The organism is Geobacillus zalihae (assembly GCF_030414215.1).
Taxonomy (GTDB): Bacteria; Bacillota; Bacilli; order Bacillales; family Anoxybacillaceae; genus Geobacillus; species Geobacillus zalihae.
The window spans coordinates 2907986-2929885 of sequence record NZ_CP129217.1; the positions used below are offsets into that span (position 1 = coordinate 2907986).

General features: G+C 51.6%; 18 protein-coding genes and 1 pseudogene. 10 read left to right on the plus strand and 9 right to left on the minus strand.

Annotated elements, in window-relative coordinates:
• The first annotated feature begins 92 nt into the window (after window positions 1-92).
• Window positions 93-887 carry a TIGR00266 family protein gene (locus QWV57_RS14645; RefSeq protein WP_033006918.1) on the plus strand — a complete coding sequence of 265 codons (795 nt, stop codon included), beginning with the start codon at window positions 93-95 and terminating at the stop codon, window positions 885-887.
• A gap of 217 nt (window positions 888-1104) precedes the next feature.
• On the opposite strand, the gene QWV57_RS14650 is transcribed toward QWV57_RS14645, so the two are convergent.
• The gene (locus QWV57_RS14650) at window positions 1105-2223 is read right to left on the minus strand and encodes an RNA-guided endonuclease InsQ/TnpB family protein (protein ID WP_301100020.1); all 1119 of its coding nucleotides are present in this window, start codon (window positions 2221-2223) and stop codon (window positions 1105-1107) included.
• Window positions 2224-2486: 263 nt separating this feature from the next.
• Between QWV57_RS14650 and QWV57_RS14655 the strand changes: the two genes are divergently transcribed.
• Window positions 2487-3923, plus strand: coding sequence for a DDE-type integrase/transposase/recombinase (locus QWV57_RS14655; protein WP_033004692.1), 1437 nt, complete (start codon window positions 2487-2489; stop codon window positions 3921-3923).
• Between the two features lie 349 nt (window positions 3924-4272).
• On the opposite strand, the gene QWV57_RS14660 is transcribed toward QWV57_RS14655, so the two are convergent.
• The 5 genes from QWV57_RS14660 to glgB are packed head-to-tail and all read right to left on the minus strand — an operon-like array spanning window position 4273 to window position 12222.
• Entirely contained in the window at window positions 4273-6687 is a 2415-nt protein-coding gene (locus QWV57_RS14660; protein WP_081133233.1) for a glycogen/starch/alpha-glucan phosphorylase, read from the minus strand.
• Window positions 6674-8131 carry a glycogen synthase GlgA gene (gene glgA, locus QWV57_RS14665; RefSeq protein ID WP_081133234.1) on the minus strand — a complete coding sequence of 486 codons (1458 nt, stop codon included), beginning with the start codon at window positions 8129-8131 and terminating at the stop codon, window positions 6674-6676. The genes QWV57_RS14660 and glgA overlap by 14 nt, the downstream gene beginning before the upstream one ends.
• Window positions 8128-9162, minus strand: coding sequence for a GlgC family sugar phosphate nucleotidyltransferase (locus tag QWV57_RS14670; protein ID WP_129447136.1), 1035 nt, complete (start codon window positions 9160-9162; stop codon window positions 8128-8130). Before QWV57_RS14670 ends, glgA begins: the two co-directional genes overlap by 4 nt.
• Window positions 9159-10328, minus strand: coding sequence for a glucose-1-phosphate adenylyltransferase (locus tag QWV57_RS14675; RefSeq protein WP_129447137.1), 1170 nt, complete (start codon window positions 10326-10328; stop codon window positions 9159-9161). The genes QWV57_RS14670 and QWV57_RS14675 overlap by 4 nt, the downstream gene beginning before the upstream one ends.
• Complete coding sequence (glgB, locus tag QWV57_RS14680) at window positions 10210-12222, minus strand: 1,4-alpha-glucan branching enzyme (protein WP_240673889.1); 2013 nt, start codon at window positions 12220-12222, stop codon at window positions 10210-10212. Before glgB ends, QWV57_RS14675 begins: the two co-directional genes overlap by 119 nt.
• A 206-nt stretch (window positions 12223-12428) precedes the next feature.
• On the opposite strand from glgB, the gene QWV57_RS14685 reads away from it, so the two are divergent.
• Window positions 12429-13379 carry a cation diffusion facilitator family transporter gene (locus QWV57_RS14685; protein ID WP_129447139.1) on the plus strand — a complete coding sequence of 317 codons (951 nt, stop codon included), beginning with the start codon at window positions 12429-12431 and terminating at the stop codon, window positions 13377-13379.
• Between the two features lie 130 nt (window positions 13380-13509).
• On the plus strand, window positions 13510-14136 hold the full coding sequence (locus tag QWV57_RS14690) for a LysE family translocator (RefSeq protein WP_301100021.1): 627 nt from the start codon (window positions 13510-13512) through the stop codon (window positions 14134-14136).
• A gap of 337 nt (window positions 14137-14473) precedes the next feature.
• Here QWV57_RS14690 and QWV57_RS14695 read toward each other — a convergent pair whose 3' ends face one another.
• Window positions 14474-14650 carry a hypothetical protein gene (locus QWV57_RS14695; RefSeq protein ID WP_235048593.1) on the minus strand — a complete coding sequence of 59 codons (177 nt, stop codon included), beginning with the start codon at window positions 14648-14650 and terminating at the stop codon, window positions 14474-14476.
• A 120-nt stretch (window positions 14651-14770) separates the two neighbouring features.
• A complete protein-coding gene (locus QWV57_RS14700) occupies window positions 14771-15325 on the minus strand; it encodes a GNAT family N-acetyltransferase (protein WP_301100022.1) in 555 nt (184 codons plus the stop codon).
• A 328-nt stretch (window positions 15326-15653) separates the two neighbouring features.
• Here QWV57_RS14700 and QWV57_RS14705 point away from each other — a divergent pair, with 328 nt between their 5' ends.
• Both QWV57_RS14705 and QWV57_RS14710 read left to right on the plus strand, forming a co-directional pair.
• The gene (locus QWV57_RS14705) at window positions 15654-16280 is read left to right on the plus strand and encodes a TetR/AcrR family transcriptional regulator (RefSeq protein ID WP_025950178.1); all 627 of its coding nucleotides are present in this window, start codon (window positions 15654-15656) and stop codon (window positions 16278-16280) included.
• Window positions 16277-17179 (plus strand): class I SAM-dependent methyltransferase, encoded by a 903-nt coding sequence (locus QWV57_RS14710; protein WP_020754096.1) that lies wholly within the window; start codon window positions 16277-16279, stop codon window positions 17177-17179. The genes QWV57_RS14705 and QWV57_RS14710 overlap by 4 nt, the downstream gene beginning before the upstream one ends.
• Window positions 17180-17314: 135 nt before the next feature.
• Here QWV57_RS14710 and QWV57_RS14715 read toward each other — a convergent pair whose 3' ends face one another.
• Complete coding sequence (locus QWV57_RS14715) at window positions 17315-18442, minus strand: Ig-like domain-containing protein (protein WP_020754097.1); 1128 nt, start codon at window positions 18440-18442, stop codon at window positions 17315-17317.
• Here QWV57_RS14715 and QWV57_RS14720 point away from each other — a divergent pair.
• The 4 genes and pseudogenes from QWV57_RS14720 to QWV57_RS14735 all read left to right on the plus strand — a co-directional run.
• On the plus strand, window positions 18392-18706 hold the full coding sequence (locus tag QWV57_RS14720) for a hypothetical protein (RefSeq protein ID WP_164977991.1): 315 nt from the start codon (window positions 18392-18394) through the stop codon (window positions 18704-18706). The genes QWV57_RS14715 and QWV57_RS14720 overlap by 51 nt on opposite strands.
• Before the next feature lie 134 nt (window positions 18707-18840).
• Window positions 18841-20346: an IS21 family transposase gene (gene istA / locus QWV57_RS14725; protein ID WP_015374301.1), complete on the plus strand. Its 1506-nt coding sequence runs from the start codon at window positions 18841-18843 to the stop codon at window positions 20344-20346.
• Window positions 20343-21095 (plus strand): IS21-like element helper ATPase IstB, encoded by a 753-nt coding sequence (istB, locus tag QWV57_RS14730; RefSeq protein ID WP_013523916.1) that lies wholly within the window; start codon window positions 20343-20345, stop codon window positions 21093-21095. The genes istA and istB overlap by 4 nt, the downstream gene beginning before the upstream one ends.
• Before the next feature lie 547 nt (window positions 21096-21642).
• Window positions 21643-21870, plus strand: a pseudogene (locus QWV57_RS14735) (IS701 family transposase); the annotation flags it as partial.
• Between the last annotated feature and the right edge of the window lie 30 nt (window positions 21871-21900).

Genomic DNA, 21900 nt, shown 5'->3' on the forward strand with positions numbered 1-21900 from the left:
CATCGGCAAGATGGTCTTTTTTGTGAAACGGGCCAATGCCGTTTTCCGTAGTACAGAGCAGAACGTCATATGATCTGAATGGAGGCGAAATGATGAACGCACATGAGATCGATTACCGGCTGTACGGCGATGACATGCAGTTTGTCGAAATCGAGCTCGACCCATACGAAAGCGTGGTCGCGGAAGCGGGCGGGATGATGATGATGGATGACGGCATCGTCATGGAAACCGTATTTGGCGACGGCTCCTCGTCCGGAAAAGGGCTGCTTGGCCGCCTTGTCGGCGCGGGGAAGCGGCTGCTCACCGGCGAAAGCTTGTTCATGACCGTGTTTACCAACCAAGGAAACGGCAAGCGCCGCGTCGCCTTCGCCGCTCCGTATCCGGGAAAAATCATCCCGGTCGATTTGAGCGAACTTGGCGGGAAGCTCATCTGCCAAAAAGACTCCTTTTTGTGTGCGGCAAAAGGCGTCTCCGTCGGCATTGAGTTTCAGCGCAAACTCGGCGCTGGCTTTTTCGGCGGCGAAGGGTTTATTATGCAAAAGTTGGAAGGTGACGGGCTTGCCTTTTTGCACGCCGGCGGAACGATCCATCGCCGCGACTTGCAGCCCGGGGAAACGCTTCGCATTGACACCGGCTGCCTTGTCGCCATGACGAAAGACGTCAACTACGATATTGAATATGTCGGCAGCATCAAAACCGCCTTCTTCGGCGGCGAAGGATTGTTTTTGGCCACCGTCACCGGTCCGGGAGCAGTGTGGGTGCAGTCGCTTCCGTTCAGCCGGCTCGCTGACCGCGTCCTCGCTGCCGCCCCGAGCGCCGGCGGACGGTCGGTCGGCGAAGGCAGCATCCTCGGCGGCATCGGCGACTGGCTCGACGGCGACGACTAAGCGAGAAAGGGCGCTCCGGCCAAACGGAACGCCCTTTTGCTTTTATGCCTTCTCCCTCGAAATTCCCTAAAAGGACGATGATTGAGTCAACTACCCCCACTTCGCTAACGCTTGAAGTGGGGGCTTGCAACTCCCCAGAAGTGCGAGCGGACTTGGTCCTCCTTCCTTGACTTGGGGTTGCATCAGGGGCAGGTTGACAACTGCCCAACGACGCAGGTCATGCCTGTGTCGTTCCTTCAACGATGTACTCTATTCCTTTTCGTTGAAGGTTCATGGCACCAATGCGGTCATCGTTTGAGGTATATCCGCATGTTCGGCAACAAAAGGTGTGTGTACGCTTGTTTCGATTGGCTTTTTCCGTATGCCCGCACTTTGGACATGTCAAAGAGGTGTAATGCGGAGCAACCACCATCACTTTTGACCCATGCAAACGTGCCTTATACTCTAACAGTTGACGGAACTGATAGAAAGCCCACGATACGGTTTCATATCGGTCATGGATCCATACACGTTCTGTTTTTTCACGAATGCCTGTTAAATCTTCTAATACAAAAAGGGTACGTTCTCCATATTGACGAACGAGTGCCTTCGTGACAGCATGGTTCACATCCGTCATCCAACGGTTTTCTCGTTGTCCGATTGTTTTCAACTTCCGACGCGCAGAAGCCGTCCCTTTTTGCTGGAGGGTTTTTCGCATTCGTTTGTACTTCGCCCGCATATGCTTGATTTTTCGTCCGTTAAAAAAGGTAGTTTTCCCTTGCGAATCATAAGCTGCTGCAAGAAAGTTAACCCCTACATCGACACCGACCACTTGGCGAATGTTGTGTTCATCTACGGTCGGAATTGTTTTAGTCATGGGAATGTGCAAAAAGAATTTGTTATGCTTATAGACGAGTTTGGCTGTGCCAAACGTCCATGAGCCATCAAAATATTGTTCCATGCCTTTTGGTTCGAATGGCACTTTGATTCGTCCTTCTAGTGTATTGACAGAAAATAACCCTTGAACAATGGAGTAATCTCGATTCCAAACGAGGTCATATTCAGGCTTTTTAAAGCGAACCAATGTCCATTCATGACCATTGCTTTTTAGGGAACGGTATCTAGCGATAACCGTCTTGATTACAGATTGCGCCATTTGCGAACGCAAAGCGTAGTTTGATCGAAGTAGACGATAGGTCATGTCGTGTAACTTGGCTTGTGCAAGCACTTTTGTGTCAAAAATCACAACAGACACAGCGTTGCACGCTTGTCGATAGGCGGAAAGGGTGGCTTTCAATACTTCTGCTTGTTCCGCTGTTGGGTAAATTTTGATTTTGGCTGTTAACGTCATGTCCATTTGTCTCACCTCTCTTTCACTAAATATATTATATAATATATTATATCATATATTATATCATATTTTTTAGTGATACAAAAACACAAAAAAGCGATTCCTCCCCCACTTACTCCGTGGTATTGTCAAAAGTTTATCCTCCACACTCACGGTTTTCTCCTGAGTTTCAACCGTTGGAAGAAAAAAAGCTTGCCACCCCCGTTGTTTTCGGCCATCATTGAGGTAACCACACACTCAACAGCCCAAACAAAGAAGGAGTGACAAGCTTGTTACCTCAATTATTAGCCTATTTGCTTCAAATCATCAAGGCCCAATATCAAATCATTGTGTATTTGATGGGTGTGATCGTGGGAAAATCCCTGAATCGTAAGGACTTGGACGAACTCGTCCAAAAACCGTACCGAAAACTTCAGGTCGATGACCTTCCGATCATCGATGTGCCGGAAACCTTTGATTACCGGAAGCTGTTGGCGGACTACGAAGCCCAGCACGGACGTCCTTTGCGGCCCATCCAGCGCCGCGCGAAGGCGAAACACCGTGTTCCGGATTCGTTGACCTGCCCTCGCTGCCAGGCTCCCTCTTCTTACCTGTACGCCAATAACGGCGGAAACGGGCAATACCAATGCAAAGTGTGCCAGTGCCGGTTCAACCACCGGAACCGGTTCACCAAGCAAGCGGTCTTTCGCTGCCCGCACTGCAAAAAGACGCTGGAAAAAATCAAGGAACGCAAAGAATACCACATCTATAAGTGCAAGAACAACGATTGCCCGTTTTACCAGGCCAACCTTCGCCGGATGACCAAGAAGGAGCGCCAACAGTTTCAACAGGATCCTCAAGCCTTCAAGGTGCGGTATTTGTTTCGAGAGTTCTTGTTTGACTTTCTCCCGTTGGCTTCCTCGTCGCCCATCAAGCCGAAGGTCGATTTGTCCCGGCTGGCTGCGTCGCCGCACGTGTTGGGGCTCGTGTTGACGTACTACGTCAACTTTGGGATGTCCTCGAGGGAGACCGCCGCCGCCATGAAGGACATCCATGGCGTCTCGATCTCCCATCAGACGGTGCTCAACTACGCCAACAGCGCCGCGCTTTGGATCAAGCCCTTTGTCGACCGGTTCCCGTATGAGCTGTCCGGTTCGTTTTGCGGGGACGAGACGTATATTCGCGTCAAAGGGCGCTGGCATTACCTGTTCTTTATGTTCGATGCCGTCAAAAAGATCGTGCTGTCGTATCGCGTCTCGCCCAACCGAGACACGCTCTCGGCCATCCAGGCCATCGATGATGTCCTGCGGAAGCTGCCGTCCCTCCCAGACGACTTGTCGTTTGTCGTGGATGGCAACCCGATTTACCGGCTGGCGCAACACTTCTTCGCCCAGCACGGGATTTCGTTTGACGTCCGCCAGGTGATCGGCCTAACCAACGAAGATCCGGTCTCGGAAGAGTTTCGCCCTCTCAAACAGATCATCGAGCGATTCAACCGGACCTTTAAAGGCAACTACCGCCCGACCCATGGGTTTGGTGCGGAAGAAGGCTCGGTGTCCTTTGTGACGCTGTTTGTGGCGTATTTCAACTTCCTGCGCCCGCATAGCGCACTCGAAGGCCGGGTCCCGGTCGTCATCCCGGAACTGGCGGATCTTCCGCATATGCCGGCCCGGTGGACGAAGCTCATCGCCATGGCACAAGCGTTTCTCCAACAAGAGGCGGCCTGACTTTTTTGTCCGCCGGAGCCCGTTGAACAGAACTCCTGCCGGATTCGGCGAAGCGAACCCTTGACCAACCGAACACCGCCAAAGGTAAAATTCGGTCATGGCAAGGGCGGCTTTCTTATTGCCTTCTTTTTGTCCCCGTCGCCCTTGATGACTCTTCCGCACCTTTGGCGGGTGTTGGTCAAGGGCGAATCCGGCCCTCCGCATGCCCCACGATGCTCAATGGGATGATCTGTGTGGAGTTTTCATAGAACTTTTGACGCTACCTACTCCCTTTGGTCGTTGAAGTGGGGGTCTCCTCGCCAAAGACGATGAAAAAGCAACCCAAAAACGTCCTTTCCAACGTCCTTTCCTAAGTTGAGAAACGTTCCCCCGACGGCAAAAGACCCCAAATTTCGGCGGCGTATTCCGCTACGGTCCGATCGCTGGCGAAACGGCCGGAATGGGCGATGTTGACGGCGCTCATCCGCCACCAGCGCGCCGGATCGCGGTAAGCATCCTCAACCCGCTCGTGCGCCTCGGCGTAGGCGGCAAAGTCGCGCAGCACAAAATATTCGTCGTTTTGCGCCAACAGCGAGTCGTAAATCGGCTCAAAGTAGTCGCCGACATCAGGGAAAAAGCCGTTGATGAGCTGGTCGACAACTTGCTTGATCCGTTTGTCATGATGGTAATACTCATGCGCCCGATAGCCTCCGTGTTCGTAGTAGCGGAGCACTTCATCGGCCGTCAGCCCGAACAAAAACATGTTTTCCTCCCCGACGGTTTCCGCGATTTCGACGTTCGCTCCATCCAGCGTGCCAAGCGTAACGGCGCCGTTCATCATAAACTTCATGTTGCCCGTCCCGGACGCTTCTTTGCTGGCTGTTGAGATTTGTTCGCTCACATCGGCGGCCGGAATGATTTCTTCCGCGAGCGATACGCGGTAATTTTCCAAAAAAATGACTTTCAGCTGTTCATTTACCTGGTTGTCGTTGTTCACCTTGTCGGCAACAGAATGGATGAGCTTAATGATCCGCTTGGCGTAGTAATAGCCTGGCGACGCTTTCGCTCCGAAAATGAACGTGCGCGGGTGGATCGAAACACGCGGGTCTTCTTTCAGCCGATTGTATAAATGCATAATGTGCAACACGTTTAACAACTGCCGTTTATAAGCGTGCAGCCGTTTCACTTGGACATCAAATATCGACGATTCGTCGACAACAATGCCCGTTTTTTCCGAAATGCGCTTGGCAAGCTTCAGCTTCCGCTGCTGTTTGACCGCAGCCAACGCCTGCTGAAACGCCGGATCGGAAGCATAAGACTTCAGCTCAATCAATGCTTCCGGCTCGCGGATCCAGCGCGGACCAATCGTTTCCGTAATCAACGCCGACAGCTCAGGGTTGGCTTTCAACAGCCAGCGCCGGTGCGTCACCCCGTTCGTTTTGTTGTTGAACTTGTGCGGCGCCCATTCGTAAAACAAGCGCATCTCCCGCTGTTTCAAAATCTCCGTATGCAGTTTCGCCACGCCGTTGACGCTATGGCTCGCAACGACGGCCAAGTGCGCCATTTTCACCATCCCGTGGGCGACGATGGCCATTTGTTCAATCCGCCCCCAATCGCCGGGGTAGCGTTCCCACAGCTCGCGGCAAAACCGTTCGTTGATTTCCTCGACGATCATATAAATGCGCGGCAACAGCGGCTGAAACAGACGAATCGGCCATTTCTCCAACGCTTCCGACAACGTCGTATGGTTCGTATACGCGATCGTATGGGTCGTAATGTGCCACGCCTCTTCCCAGCCCATCCCTTCTTCATCGAGCAAAATGCGCATCAATTCCGGAATCGCGAGCGCCGGATGCGTGTCGTTCACATGAATGGCGACATACTCATGAAGCCGGCGCAAACTCCCGTGCTGGCGGCGATGAGCGCGAGTGATGCTGCCGAGGCTGGCGGCGGCGAGAAAATACTGCTGCTTTAACCGGAGCAGTTTGCCTTCATCGTGCGTATCGTCCGGGTACAAAAACTCCGAAATGGCTTCCGTCTCCCGCTTGTATTGCATCACATCTTTATGAAGCGGGAACGTTTTCGCCGGCTCGGCGCTCCAAAGCCGGAGCGTGTTGACCGTGTTCGTCCCGAAGCCGATGACCGGCATATCGTACGGCACAGCCATCACGTTTTCGCTGTCGACATGGCGGAACACAAGGCGGCCGTTTTGTTCCGACACCTCGACCCTTCCCCAGAAGCGAACTTCGACCGCCAGCTCTTCTTTCCGGATTTCCCAAACGTTCCCGTTTCGCAGCCATTGCTCCGGCAGCTCGACTTGATAGCCGTCAACGATTTTTTGGTCAAACAGCCCGTGTTTATAGCGAATGCCGTGGCCGTGGCCCGGCAAATTCAATGTGGCGAGCGAGTCAAGAAAACAGGCGGCGAGCCGCCCCAGCCCGCCGTTGCCAAGCCCGGCGTCCGCTTCGCATTCCTCAATGTCCTCAAGGCGGATGCCGAGCTCGCGAAGCCCCTCTTCGACCATCGGGCGGACGCCGAGGTTTAACAAATTGTTGCCGAGCAGGCGACCCAACAAAAACTCAATCGACAAATAATACACTTGCTTCCACCGTTGCGCCCGGTAGCGTTCATTCGTCGTGATCCAATGGCGGCTGATATGTTCGCGTACCATATGGCCAAGGACATGATAATGATCGCGCGCCGTCGATTCGGCAAACGGTTTGCCGCACAACGCCTCGACCCGCGTCACAAACGCCCGTTGAAACGTTTCTTTATCCGCGAACAAGCGCGTCTTCCCCCTTTTTGTTCAGCTGTTCGTACGCTTTTCGATACTCCCTCGCCGACCGGCGCCAGCTGTAATCGCCGCGCATCGCCCGCTCCACGAGCCGCTCCCAGACAGATGGCTGGCGGTAGAACGACAGCGCCCGGCGGATCGTGTACAACATGTCGTGGGCGTTAAAGTTCGTAAAGCTGAACCCGTTCCCTTCTCCTGTGAATTCATTGTACGATTGCACCGTATCGTTCAGCCCGCCCGTTTCCCGAACGATCGGAATCGTCCCGTACCGAAGCGCGATCATTTGGCTCAGCCCGCACGGTTCAAACAATGACGGCATTAAAAACAAGTCCGCGCCCGCATAAATTTGATGGGCGAGCGGTTCGTGAAAGCCGATGTACACCCCGACTTTGTCCGGATAGGCCGCCGCCATTTGCGAGAAAAACTGTTCAAACCGCCAATCCCCCGTTCCAAGCACAACAAGCTGCATCTCTTCCTGCATCAGATCATGGAAGACGCACGTGACTAAATCGAGTCCTTTTTGCGCCGTCATTCGCGTCACCATCGCGACAACGGGCGCATCATCCCGCTCTGGCAGACCAAACCGCCGCTGCAGGGCGCGCTTGTTGAATTTTTTTCTTTCCCGCGTATGTACGCTATAGTTCGCCGCCAAAAACGGATCGGTTTCCGGGTTGTAAAACTCGTCGTCAATGCCGTTTAAAATACCAAGCAAATCATCCCGCCGCGCCCGCAACAGCCCGTCAAGCCGCTCGCCGTAATAGGCGGTTTGAATCTCTTCTTTGTACGTCGGGCTGACCGTCGTAATCAAATCGGAGGCGACAAGCGCCCCTTTCATAAAGCTGACGCTTCCGTAAAACTCGAGATGGTCGACGGTGAAATACCGTCCGTCCAAATTCAACAAATCCTCTAAAATCCCGCGCGGAAACAGCCCTTGAAACTGCAAGTTGTGAATCGTAAAGATCGTGCGGATATCCGCATAAAACGGATCATGACGGTATTGCTCGCGCAAGAAAAACGGAATCATGCCGGTGTGCCAGTCATGGCAATGAATGATGTCGGGCTGAAACGAAATCGCCGGAAGCGCGTCCAGCACCGCCCGGCAAAAATAAGCGAACCGCTCGCCGTCGTCATCATGGCCGTACAGCTGCGGCCGTTTGAAATAGTATTCGTTGTCGATCAAGTAATAGACGACCCCGTCATGCTCGAGCTCCTCAACGCCGCAATACTGGCGGCGCCACCCGACTGGCACGACGAACTCCGCCACTTTGTCCATTCGTTCTTTCCACTTTGAAGCGATTGTTTCATACTTGGGCAACATGACGCGGACATCGACGCCAAGCCGGCGCAGCTCTTTCGGCAGCGCGCCGGCGACGTCGGCCAATCCTCCCGATTTGGCAAACGGGGCGCATTCTGATACGGCAAACAGCACGTTCATCGATTCACGACCTCCCCTTGCACCGTTCCTTTGCGAACGACAAACGGCCGCTCCGCCGTCCCTTGCAAAACGACCCCCGGTTCGATTTTCGCGTCTTTGTCGACGATGACGCCATCAAGCACACAACCATCGCCGATTTGGCATTTTTGCATCACGATGCTGTTCTTCACAACGGCTCCTTTGCCGATTTTCACGGAACGAAACAGGACGCTGTTTTCCACCGTTCCTTCAATGACGCAGCCGTTGGCGATCATCGAGCGCTTCACATTCCCTTCCCGGCGGTATTTCGTCGGCGGCTCGTCTTTCACTTTCGTATAAATCGGCCGCGATGGAAGAAAAAGCTGCTCCCAAGCGCTTCGGTCAAGCAGCTCCATGCTTGCCTGAAAATAGCGGGCGAGCGAATCGATGACGGCCGCATACCCGCTGTATTCATAGTCGCAAATGGACAGCGAATGGCGGTCGTCATGAATGACATCGACGATGCTCCGATAGCCGTGGTCTTTGTAGCCGGCGATCAAATCAAGCAGAAGAGACGTCTCCAACACGTACATCTCCAGCGACTCGCCGCGATGGCAAATTCGCGTCACATCGCAGCCGCGTTCGATATGGCGCTCGAGGACGGCGTCAAAGTCGATGTTGCACACCGTGTAGCTATTGACGATGACCGCATACTTTTGCCGGCTCCGCAAAAAATAGTCGATATGCTGCTCAAAATGGGCAAACGCCCCGACCCGGCGCTCACCGGAAAACAACAAGTCCGGCGATGGGAAGAAAAACAATCCGTCCCGCTTTCGGTTTAAATCCCAATTCTTCCCTGATCCTAAATGGTCCATCAGCGACCGATATTGGTATTTCGGAAAAATCGCGACGCTTTCAATGCCGGAGTTGACCATGCTTGAAAGCACGAAATCAATGAGCCGATACCGCCCGGCAAACGGCACCGCTGCGATGGAACGCCTCTCGACAAGCGGCGCCATTGCCTCCATATACGTGGTCGCGTCGATGACGCCCAACATCATGTTGTTGTTCATTGTGCTCCATCCTTCCTTGCGGTGTCCTTATTCCGTTGCTTGATCCACTCGGTCGTTACGAGCACGACGTCATCATCAGCATCGCCCGGGCTCACAGTCGAATGCGGCGGGATGACGATCTCCGGAGTGACGATCGCTCGCTCGACATACGCTCCTTCACCAACTGTTGCCCCTGGCATAATGACGGATTCTTTCACAACCGCTCCCTTGCCGATGCGGGCGCCTTGAAACAGCACTGAGCGCCCCACCGTTCCTTCCACGACGCATCCCTCATTGATGAGAGAATCGCTCACTTCCGCCTCGGGAGCGATGTATTGCGGCGGCTGGTTCGGGTTGACCGAATAAATGCGCCACGAGCGGTCAAACAAGTCAAGTTCATTGTGTTCATCGAGCAAATCCATGTTGGCTTCCCACAAGCTTTTGATGGTGCCGACATCTTTCCAATAGCCTTTGAACGGATAGGCCACGAGCCGCTTGTTCTCCCGAAGCAGCCGCGGAATCACATCTTTGCCGAAGTCGTGCGACGAATGCGGGTCGGCGTTGTCGATTTGCAAATACTCCCTCAATAACGGCCAATTGAAAATGTAAATGCCCATCGATGCCAAATTGCTCTTTGGCTCCGCCGGTTTTTCGGCAAACTCGACAATTTGCATCTCGTCATTCGTATTCATAATGCCAAACCGGCTCGCTTCTTCCCATGGCACTTCAATAACGGAAATCGTCACATCGGCCTGTTTGGCGATATGGTAGTCGAGCATCTGCCGATAGTCCATTTTGTAAATGTGGTCGCCGGACAGCACGAGCACGTAGTCCGGGTCGTACTGTTCAATATAATTCATATTTTGATAAATGGCGTTCGCTGTGCCTTCGTACCATTTGACGCCGGAAGAGGCGGAGTAAGGGGGAAGGACGGTGACGCCCCCGTTTCTTCGATCTAAATCCCATGCGCTTCCGATGCCGATGTACGAGTGCAAAAGAAGCGGCTGATATTGGGTCAACACCCCGACTGTGTCAATGCCCGAGTTCGTGCAATTGCTCAACGTAAAATCAATGATCCGGTACTTCCCCCCAAACGGCACGGCTGGTTTCGCGATGTTTTTCGTCAGCGAGCGAAGCCGGCTTCCTTGCCCGCCGGCCAATAACATGGCGATGCACTTCTTCTTCATTCTGCTTTCTCTCCCCTCGTTTTTGCACTGGCCGCAAAATGGAAATGCCAAACGGCGGAATCGTCATGCGCACATGGTACGGTTTTCCATGAAACGGCTCATGGAAAGCGGAAAGCCGCTTCGAATTGACATGCCCTGATCCGCCAAACTCCGCTGCATCGCTGTTCAGCACTTCGCGGTACGGCGCCAAAAGCGGCACGCCGACTTTGTAATCGTCATACGCCTGATTTGTGAAATTACAAACAATGACCAGCACATCACCTTCTTTTTTCCCCCGGCGGACGAACGAGAAAATGCTTTGCTCGGCATTATGAACGTCAATCCATTCAAACCCCCTCGGATCATGATCAAGCTCGTAAAACGGCTTATACCGTTTATAGCAGGCGATCAGCTGCTTCACATATTCGTCCATTTTCCGGTGCAATTCAAAATCGAACAGCACCCAGTCGAGCTCTCCCTCAAACTTCCATTCATCAAACTGGGCAAACTCACTGCCCATAAACAGCAGCTTTTTCCCAGGGTGGGCCATCATGTAGCCATACAATAGGCGCAGCTGGGCGAACTTCTCTTCGTACGACCCAGGCATTTTATTGAGCAGCGATTTTTTGCCATGCACAACTTCATCATGGGAAAATGGCAAAATGAAATTTTCCGAATACGCATAAAGGAGGGAAAAACTGACTTGGTTATGGGCGTATTTCCGCTCATGCGGCGGCGTTTCCATATACTTCAGCATGTCGTTCATCCAGCCCATGTTCCACTTGTAGTTAAACCCAAGGCCGCCATCGTACGTCGGCGCGGTCACCCGAGGCCAGTCGGTCGAATCTTCAGCGATCATCAAGACGTTCGGGTCATAGGCAAACACCGCCTCATTCAACTGGCGCAAAAACTCGACCGCATACGGATTTTCATAGAGCCGGTCATTGTTCGGCCAATAAAGCATATTGGCGACCGCATCGACGCGAAACCCGTCCACATGGTAATACTCCAGCCAAAACAACGCATTGGAGATCAGAAAACTGCGCACTTCCGGCTTGCCCAAGTCAAAATTCGCCGTCCCCCAGACGTAATTTTCTCGGTCTTTTTCATTCGCGTATTCATACGTCGGTGCGCCGTCAAACATGTACAGCCCGTGGGCGTCCTTGCAAAAATGCCCCGGCACCCAGTCGATGATGACGCCAAGCCCCGCTTGATGGCAGCGGTCGACGAAATACATGAAATCGTGCGGCGTGCCATAGCGGCTTGTCACCGAATAATAGCCGGTCCCTTGATATCCCCATGAACGATCGAGCGGATGCTCGACAAGCGGAAGCAGCTCAATGTGCGTAAATCCGCGCTCCAGCACGTACGGAATGAGTTCGTCGGCCATCTCACGGTACGTATAAAAGCGGCCGTCCGGTTTCTTTTTCCACGAACCGAAATGAAGTTCATAAATGACCATCGGTTGGTCATAAATCCGCTTTCGCCGTTTCTTCCGCTGCCAAGATGAATCATTCCACTCGTATCCTTTCAAATCGTAGACAATCGAGGCGGTATGAGGGCGCAATTCGGAGTAAAAGGCGTACGGGTCGGCTTTCAACAGAACACGGCCATCCGGTGTGATGATCTCATATTTATAGAGATGCCCTTCCAAGTTTTCTGGAACAACGATCGTCCATACCCCTTCGTCGTTCACCTTCGTCAGGGGGGAATTCGCCCCATTCCAATCGTTGAAACTGCCGACAAGACGGACTTCCCGCGCATGGGGCGCCCACACGCAAAAGCGAGTGCCGACCGCTCCGCCGTCGCGGATGACATGAGCGCCGAACAACTCATAACTTTGATACAAACGGCCTTCATGAAACAAATACACTTCTAAATCTGTCGGATTCGCCGCAATCAAGCTGGATCGCATCCTTTCCGAAGCAAAATGATGGCCATACACAACATTGATTCCTATTCGCCAACAGAAGGCTTCATTCCTTGAATGCTTCGTCTATACTTTTAGACAAATTCCAACAACCGCTGTTTCTGGCTGTCGAAATTTCATTTGCACACAGGCGGATTTTTATATTATAATATATATAAGTTGATAATTATTATAAATAACGGAGGTGCATTATGGCTCCAACACTGTACGATTTTCACCATCTCCCGCACGTCAAAACGCAAAATGAATCGAAAAAAGCGCTCTGGGTGACGCTTTTGTTGACCATGTTTTTCACCGCCGTCGAAATCATTGGCGGACTGATTTCCAACTCACTCGCCCTCTTGTCCGATTCGGCCCATATGGCATCCGATGTATTGGCGCTTGGCTTAAGCATGGTCGCCCTCTACATGGCGACGCGCCCGCCGAACCGCCGCTTTACGTTCGGCTTTTTGCGGTTTGAAATCATCACATCGTTTTTGAACGGGCTGACGTTGGCCGTCATTGCGCTGTGGATTTTATGGGAAGGCATTCAGCGTTTTCTCCATCCTGAACCGATCCACTTTCGCCTCATGCTCGGGATCGCAGTGATCGGCCTCGTCGTCAACTTGACGTTGACCATCGTCTTAAGCCGGAGCACGAAAGAGGAAGACAATTTGAACGTTCAGAGCGCCCTTTGGCATTTCATCGGCGACTTGATTAGCTCGATCGGCGTCATCGTTTCCGCGCTGCTCATTTACTTCACCGGCTGGACGGTGTTCGACCCGATCATCAGCTTAGTGATCGCCGCCATCATTTTCACAGGCGGGGCGAAAATTATGCGCGAATCGTATCTCATCTTAATGGAAGCCGTGCCAGATGGGTTCGACCTCGAACAAATCCGCGCCGATATTCGAAAGATCGAAGGGGTCGAAGACGTGCACGACATGCACTTATGGGCCATCTCAACCGACCATTACTCGCTGTCGGTTCATGTGTTTGTCAACGAACGCATCCAGCCGCTATGCGTCATCTTGGCGGTGAATGAAATGTTGAAGGAAAAATACGGAATCGAGCACGCCACCATCCAGGTGGAGCACGCCATGCTCCATGACCATGGCCGCTATGGCCGGGCGTTTTTGGAGAAAAAAGCTTCCCATGAATAGGAAATGCCGCCTCTGCTTTGAATGGCATGGGCGGCTTTTTCGTTTGTCCATTTTCCCTTTCAAACAAAAAGGAATCAATACGATCCGCGGCGAACATATAGAGTCATCATGCCGAAGGAAGGGATGCCTCATGGGAATCGGAACGATCTTCGCGTTTTTAGGCGTCGCCGTTTTGCTTACGTTAGCGCCAGGGCCAGACATTTTGTTCGTCATCGCCCAAAGCCTGTCCCAAGGCAAACAGGCGGGCATCGCCACCGCGCTCGGGCTGTGCACCGGCCTGCTTGTCCACATCAGCGCAGCCACGCTTGGCGTCTCGGCTGTCATTTACCAATCCGCCTTGGCGTTTGCCATCGTCAAGTACGCCGGTGCCGCGTATTTGCTGTACTTGGCATGGCAGGCGTTCCGCGAAAAAGACAGCAGTCTCGCCTTTGGGCGGCAGAAGCCAATGGCATACGCCTCGCTGTACAAAAAAGGCATTGTCATGAACGTGCTCAACCCGAAAGTGTCGCTCTTCTTTTTGGCGCTCCTGCCGCAGTTCGTTGATCCGTCAGCGGGCCGCGTGCCGCAACAGATGTTGCTTCTTGGCGCCGTCTTTCTCGCTCAAGCGCTCGCTGTCTTCACCTTAGTGAGCATCGGTGCGGAAAAACTGCGCCATTGGCTCTTGGCCCACACCGCCATCACTAGGCGAATCCATTGGCTCAAAGGCGCCATCTTCGCGCTGATCGGCATCCAAATCGCCGTCAGCGAGCGTTCGTAGCGGTGCGCGGCCAGGAGCGGCCGCTCCTTTCTGCGAGCAGCCCCCAACACCTCTTTTACTCAAAAAAGCGCCGCGCCTCCTAGAGAACTGGTGAAAAACGACCGATTTCGCCGAATCCGTTGCTTTTGGGTGAAAGAGAGGCGTTGATTTTACAGGACTTCTCAATTTGAGAAGAGTCCGTTTTTCGCGACTTTTCACTAATTCACCGGCCTTCTAGAAGACCGGTGAAAAACAACGGATTCGCTCGATTTGCGAGAAGTCGAAAGGGATAAAGTTATGGTGTTGCAAGGTTTTTCAATTTGAGAAACGCTGTTGGGGAGCAACATTTCCCCTTAAATCACAAGCCTTCTAGGAGAAGCAACGGCAGAAATAACAGCACATCGGGACCAAATGACAAAAGATTGGGCATTTCAACCAAAACCAACATGGCGGCCTTTCTCTCGCAGGCCGCCATCCGTTTGTATTGTTCCCGCTGCGGCTTCATGAGCCTGACGCCAAGCGGCAACAACCTCATTCCCTTGTCTCTCACGTTCTCCCTCCTTGTCACGCCGACCGCCGCACCGAAGCGCAAACCGGCGCAATAGAAAGGAAGGAAATGCTCATCGAGCGATCTCCCCGCACTCATCCGCCGAACCTACTTGACAAAGCGGGCCATCAAAATCAAATCCCAATACGTCCCGTCATCGATTTTTGCAGCTTTTTTCTTCACGCCTTCTTCCACAAATCCAAACTTTTGATACAATCGAATCGCGTTCGTGTTGTCAGCGACGACTTCGAGGCAAACTTTTTCAATCAAAGGATTTTCTTTTGCCCAATCAAGGAGCGCTGCAAGCAACGCCGCGCCGATCCCCTGGCCTCGAAAGCCGTTTTTCACGCTCATGCCGAAAGACCCTTGGTGCTTGGTTCGCCGCTTATTTCCATTATGAAAATCTAAAAACCCGATCATCTCTCCGTCATGCTCGGCCAACAGCGCCAACTTTCCAGGATCGTCCGCCATTTTTTGCAGCCATTGGCGTTGTTGATCTTCTGTGACCGTCACTTCCGCTTCCGTCGTAAGCAAGTAAAGCGCTTCCGCGGTCACGGCCTTGACAAACGCAACGATCCGCTCGGCATCCTCGGGCCATGCCGTCCGTATAACAATCGGTTGGCCGCTTGCCGTCACCAACCGCCTTGGCTGGATGTTTCCCATAGCCATCCTCCTTGCTTGATGTGCATCCGTATAGATATAGATTCGTAAGCACGAGGGCAATATCCTGCACGCAAAAGAAAAACCTCTTCTGTCTCATAGTTCGTATTACCGTCAACCATTGGGCCATTCACCAAAAGCCCCGATATATTTTTAGTGATTCGCCTGATGAATGTTGAACCATCCACTTTCGATATGCTCTACGAACACCACCCCAGCTCCCCTTCATCACCATTGTTTTGATGGCTCGTTTGTCAATAAAGTAACCACTTGACAAACAGAAAAACAAAAGTATACTAATAGTATACTTTTGATACTAGGAGTATCAGCTATGAAAGAACATATCGCCGCTGTACACAAACAAACGATTGCCCAAGCCGCTGAGCGGTTGTTTCTCGAACGCGGGTTTGACGGCACGTCAATCAGCGACATTTGCGCAGCGTCGGGATACAGCCGCCGTACGGTGTACCGCTACTTTGACACGAAGGAGGAGATTTTGTACTACATTGTCGCGAATGGTCTCAAACAGTTGCGTGATCGTCTAACCGACATCGTGCAAGCCGAGCAGCCGTTTTTGGCCAAGTACGAACACATTTGTAAAGCAATGCGCGCTTACTACGAACATTGTCCCGTTTCGGCGCGCGCCGTCCGCGAGTTTCGCCCGCCATCGTTGGACGCAGTGACACCCACCATGGAAGCTATTTTCTCTTTAGGAACGGACATCAATGACGCCCTCTCCCGCTGGATCGAGCAAGGCATCGCAGAAGGCGTTGTCCGTGAAACCGCAGACGTCATGATGACCGTGTACGTGTTCTCCGCACAGCTACACGCGTTGTTTGACCTTATCGAAACAAAAGGAGCGTTTTTGCTGCCGACGCTCGGCAAGACGAAAGAACAATTTGTCGCCTACGGCCAGAAGATGATTCTCCATAGCCTCGCAAAGGAGCCATTGCCATGAAACCAAACGAACCGAGCATGACCGCATTGATGTCCTGTTTCGTCCGCGCTTATCATACGGAACACGATACGCCTGTCATATTTCGTGACGATATGGCCAGACAGCTGATCACAGACGAAGAATACAAACAAATCCAAACCTTTCTCGCCAACGGCTTAGGATTTTTTGCCCCCGAGCGGCTTGATGCGTTCTCATCGGACGAAGAGAAAGTGAAATGGATCGTCCAAACGCAGCTCGCTCCGACTCCAATCGCCCGCGCCGCCTATACCGAACGGATCGTCCAACACGAAAAGCGGCTTGGCGCGACGCAGTATGTCATGTTAGGAGCAGGGATGGATACGTTCGCCTTCCGTCATCCAAACAGCGGCCTGACGATATTCGAAGTCGACCATCCCAACACACAGCAATTCAAGCGCGAACGCATCCACATGGCCAACGGGAAGATGCCAAACTGCTTGCAACTGGTCGCCGCTGATTTTACCAAGGATGACGTGGCTTCCCGATTGCTCGCAGCCGGCTTTCGCCCAAACGAAAAAACGGTGTTCAGCCTGCTTGGCGTCTCATATTATCTAGAAAAAGAGCACTTCTATCGTCTTTTGCACCAACTCGCTCCATTGATGACAGAGGGCAGTTCTATCGTGTTTGATGTTGCCGATGAGCAGCTGTTCACCTCCACCGTCAAGCGGGTGCAAAACACGCTCGCCCTCGCCCGGCAAAGCGGTGAACCGATGAAAGCGGCGTATTCGATCGAGGAACTTGAGAAACAGCTGCAGCATCACCGTCTCCTCATTTTCGAACACGTATCGCCGGAACAAATCCAAGCGGAATTTTTCTCGAACCGAAACGACGATCTGACAGCGTTTGAACATGTCCATTATGTCCATGCGGTGCGCAAATAACATCCAGGAAGGCCTCTGAATTTTGTGATTTTCCATGATTATGTGATATTGAAACATGTCTATTCACCAAAAAATCGACCGAGTCCTCTTTGAAGCATCCCGCTTCAAAGAAAGGCTCGGCCGACAGGTTCCTTCTTATTGCCCTTTCGTCACCGTCGCTGTGGTCGCTTCACTATGGTTTTGCGCTTTGTCTTCTTGTGTCACAATGATCATCAGCTGGCCATTGTTGAATGCAGACAGATCGATCGTCTTCGAAAAATTCCCATTCGAGTCCGCCGACGTCCGTTCCACGAGAGATTTTTGTCCATCCGTAATGATGATTTGCACCAATGCGTTGCTTTCTGCCATTCCTGCGATCGTGTATGCCGCTTGATTTTGACTCGTAACAGCTGGCAGGGCGTTCAATGATGGAGTGGCAACAGCTGTATCCTTCCAAACCGTCGCGGTTGCCTCTGGGCTTACATTGCCTGTAACGCTCGTTTGAACGGCTGTAATGGTAATCAGTCCATCGCTTAACGGGGAAATATCCGCTTCTACATGGTATCTCCCGTTTTCTTCCACCGTACCGACTGTGCTGATTTCATTCGTTCCATCGGACAAAGTGACCTCCACTTCCGCTCCTGGCTCTCCCTTGCCCGTCACCTCATAAGCAGTTGCATCTGCACTGGCGTTCACATATCCTTTATTGTCAATAGACGGCTTGGCCGGAGAAGACAACGATTTGATGAGGACGACACTTGCCATCCGGCTTTCATTCCCCGCTTGATCGATCGTTTTCACACGGATCGTGATCTTCCCGTCCTTCAGAGAAGAAGTATTGATCTCCACTTCATAATTCCCATCTTCATCCACAAGCCCGCTCGCTGAGACGGATTTTTTTCCATCAGCAGCCTCCACCACCACTTTCTCTCCAGGCGTTCCTGTCCCCGTTACTGGATAAGCTTCATAGTTGAAAGCGTTGATATATCCTTCATTCAACAGCTCAGGGGCCTCTATGCTCACATCTTTCCGAAGCACTTTCTTCGATTGGCCGCTTTGGTTTCCTGCCGAATCCACACTAACCGCGGAGACCGTAATCTCTCCTTCCGCCAATCTTCTTGCATCGATCACCGCCCGGAATCTCCCTTTGCCGTCTGCACGCACCGTTTTGGTGATGCGCTGCTTTCCATCGCTCAACAAAACTTGCACAGCGCTATGGGGTTCTGCTGTTCCTTGGACAGCATAAGCGTTCTGCTGCTTGGCATTGATCCATCCTTTATGCAAGAAGAAATCAACGGTATTGACGAAGAATTAATTGAAAGTAACACTGAGGAATTTTACGGGCTTCAATGGGTGGGTAAAAAAGAAGCCCGTCGTCTTGCTTTTTTACCGCCACAAGGAACTCTTAAATTTATGGAAGGAGAAGGGATAAACGAAGAGAACGCAAAGCATATATTAATCGAAGGGGATAATTTAGAGGTTTTACGTTTATTGCAAAAAAGTTATTCAGGTAGAATAAAAATGATTTACATCGATCCTCCTGTTTAGTGCAAAATGAAAGTACAGAGTTCTGCAACAAAAAAGTGCAGAGCTTCATGGCATAAAAAAAAGGCTTGCCAGCTCCTAAAATATCCTCTACTGTTTAAGGTTGTGAAGAACAAAACAGTGGAGGTAATGAAAGGATGCTAGCAATGCCTGAAATTCATCATATCAAACATTTGCGTGAAAAGAAAGGGTTATCGCTTTCCGAAATTGTCCGTAGGACGGGATTTAACTGGAGAACAGTCAAGAAATATGCGGATGGAGACATTTCGGTCAGACAAAAAATAAAGAGAAAACGGGGAATGATGGAGGAAGAAGGATACGGTCAAATCATTGATGACTGGCTGGAGGAGGACGCCAAACTGCCAAGAAAACAACGGCGGACAAGCAAGAAGATGTACGAACAATTAAAGCAGGAACATGACTTTAAAGGGTCTTATCGAACGGTTTGCGCCTACGTTCAAAAACGAAGACCTCAGCTTAAGCTGGAGAAGGAACAGCGTTACGAGAGGCTGGAACACCCTCCGGGGGAAGCGCAGGTGGATTTCGGCACCATGTCCGTTGTGACGAAGGAGGGAAAAGAGGAAGACCGATCAATTCTGATTTTGAGCTTTCCGTACAGCAACGCCGCGTATGCGTATCCATTGCCGGCGGAAAACAGCGAATGTTTTCTTTACGGGCTCACTCAGCTGTTTCGCCAAGCCGGAGGCGTCCCGAGAAAACTGCGCATCGACAATTTGGCGGCGGCGGTGGTTTCGATCCGAAAAGGAGGCGAACGTCAATATACTGAAGCATTTGAGCGATTCCGGCTTCATTACCGGTTTGACGTACAGGCGTGCAATCCGTATAGCGGACACGAAAAAGGGAATGTCGAACGGAAAGTTTACTATACTCGTCAACACTGCTTTGTCCCTGCTCCGTTGATCGAGGGGGATGAAGAACTGGCGGAGTGGCTGCATCGCAAGATGATCGAAGATCGAGCCCGCCCCCACTATGAAAAAGGGAGAACCATTGAGGAATTATGGCAGGAAGAACAAAAGGAGTTGCTTGTCCTGCCGGAGAGAGATCTCCCGATCTTCTCCTTCCACCACGCTAATGTCAATAAATACGGGGAAGTAACGGTGGATGGGGAGGCGTTTGTGGTTCATGGGATCCCGGTTCCCAACCGTGTCCTTGTCAAAAAGGAATGGGATCGTTTCATGGTTTTGTCCCAGGAAGGGGAGGTGTACCTGGAAGCGCCAAGGCCGTACACGAAAAAGCAACGGGAGCTCCCTTGGAAGGACATTTTGGCGGAATGGGCGCAAAAGCCCCGGGTGGTGGAGTATTCGCGGTTTCGAGTTTACTTGCCGGAGGCCATTAGGAAATACTTCATGGAACAACCGAAACAGACGGCATCACGCATTCGAGGGGTGCAGAAGCTGCTGGACCGGTACACCGTCTATGAGATCGCCCAGTGGCTTGACAAGTATCAACGGTGGGATTTGGCGCCCCATGAGATCGGGGTGTTGATGGAGGCGAAGCGTTCGGAGTATCCCGCGAAATGGGAAGAAGCCTATACCCCTTCCGTTTTAGTCGACTATGAAACCGATTTACATGTGTATGATCAACGTCTTTGTCCGTCAAGGGAAGGGGGAAGCCGGGCATGAAGATGGATTTAAAAGAGATTTGTAAAGCCCTGCATTTGGCGTACATCGCGGATCGATTCGAGGAGGTGGCCTACGAGACCAAGGAACAGTTTTTACGTGATGTGTTGGCGTTGGAGCTGTCGTTCCGTCAGAAAGCAAAACAGGCTCGATTGATCAAGAAGGCGAAGTTCCGGGAGTTGAAATGGCTCAAAGATTACGAATGGTCGGATCAGATTCATTGGCCGACCACGACCTCGAAGGAAGAACTTTGCGACCTTCGCTTTTTGGAGCAAAAACAGAACGTCCTGCTTTTAGGTTCGCCGGGAACAGGAAAAACCCATCTCGCCACCGCATTAGGATTAAAAGCGTGTGAACGGGGCCATGAAGTTCGGTTTTTCCGTGTCGCCGATCTTGTCGCCCAGCTCGAAGAGGCGTTAAAAGACGGCATCCTCGGACGGCTCAAACGGCAAATCGACACATGCGAGTTGTTGATTTTGGACGAACTCGGCTATGTACCTTTTCAAAAGCAGGGATCGGAACTGCTGTTTCACATCATTGCCGATTGTTATGAACGAAAAAGTGTCATCGTGACATCGAATTTAGAGTTTGGACAGTGGAATCGAGTGTTTGGGGACAACCGCCTGACGGCAGCGCTGGTGGATCGTTTGGTCCATCACGCCCACATTCTCGCGTTTACGGGAGAGAGCTACCGCTTGCGGCACGCGCTTTCTGCCGTTCAGTCGCTCCCTTCTCACTCGGTTGAAAGGTAAATTCATTGAGCCGGCAAGCCTATGTATTTTTTCTTGCAATTCTCTGCACTTTTTGCTTGCAAAAAACACCTCCTTTATAGTTTTATAGTGAAATCACTTTATCATATACACATAAGTGCGAATTTATAAGACAAATTCGTACTTTTTTGTCGAACAAAACACTACTAAATGCTATAATGTCGTACCATGTAAAGAGTGAATTCATGATGCTATTGTTTACGTTAACCAGAAAATTGTAAAATTCAATGAGAAGCTAATATATGTGGGGGATGAGTAGTGAAAACATTAAAGGAAAGGATTATTCAACTTCTACAGGAACATAGCGGTTTGACCGATAGAGAAATTACCAATCGAATATTGGGAGAAAAAAAGCCACAGCAACCTGTCAATCAGGCATGCAGGTCATTAGAGGCACAAGGAGTACTGAAGAGAGTGAAAAGACAAGATGGGCTTATCGGTAACTATCTTGCCACAGACCAGCATGTGGTGGATTATTTCCAGAACAAAGGAAAGAAGGATCTTGAAGAGGATAAAAAAGCCTTTTCTGATGAAGCTGGATGGATACCGCGTTCGCCACATTCGGGCGGTGAAACGGTATTGGGCGGTGGTGCTCTTGGCCTGCGTGTACAGCATCGCCGAATCCCAACAAAACCTTTCCGCTGGACTGGAGCTTCTTCGATCACGGAAAGGCCACAGCGTCGTCGAGTTCATTTATAACGCCGCGAAGCAAGAGATTCCCATTGATGTGATCAAAAAACAGCTCCATGTCGCCTAAGGGGGACCCTGTTTGTCTCTTAAAGCATGG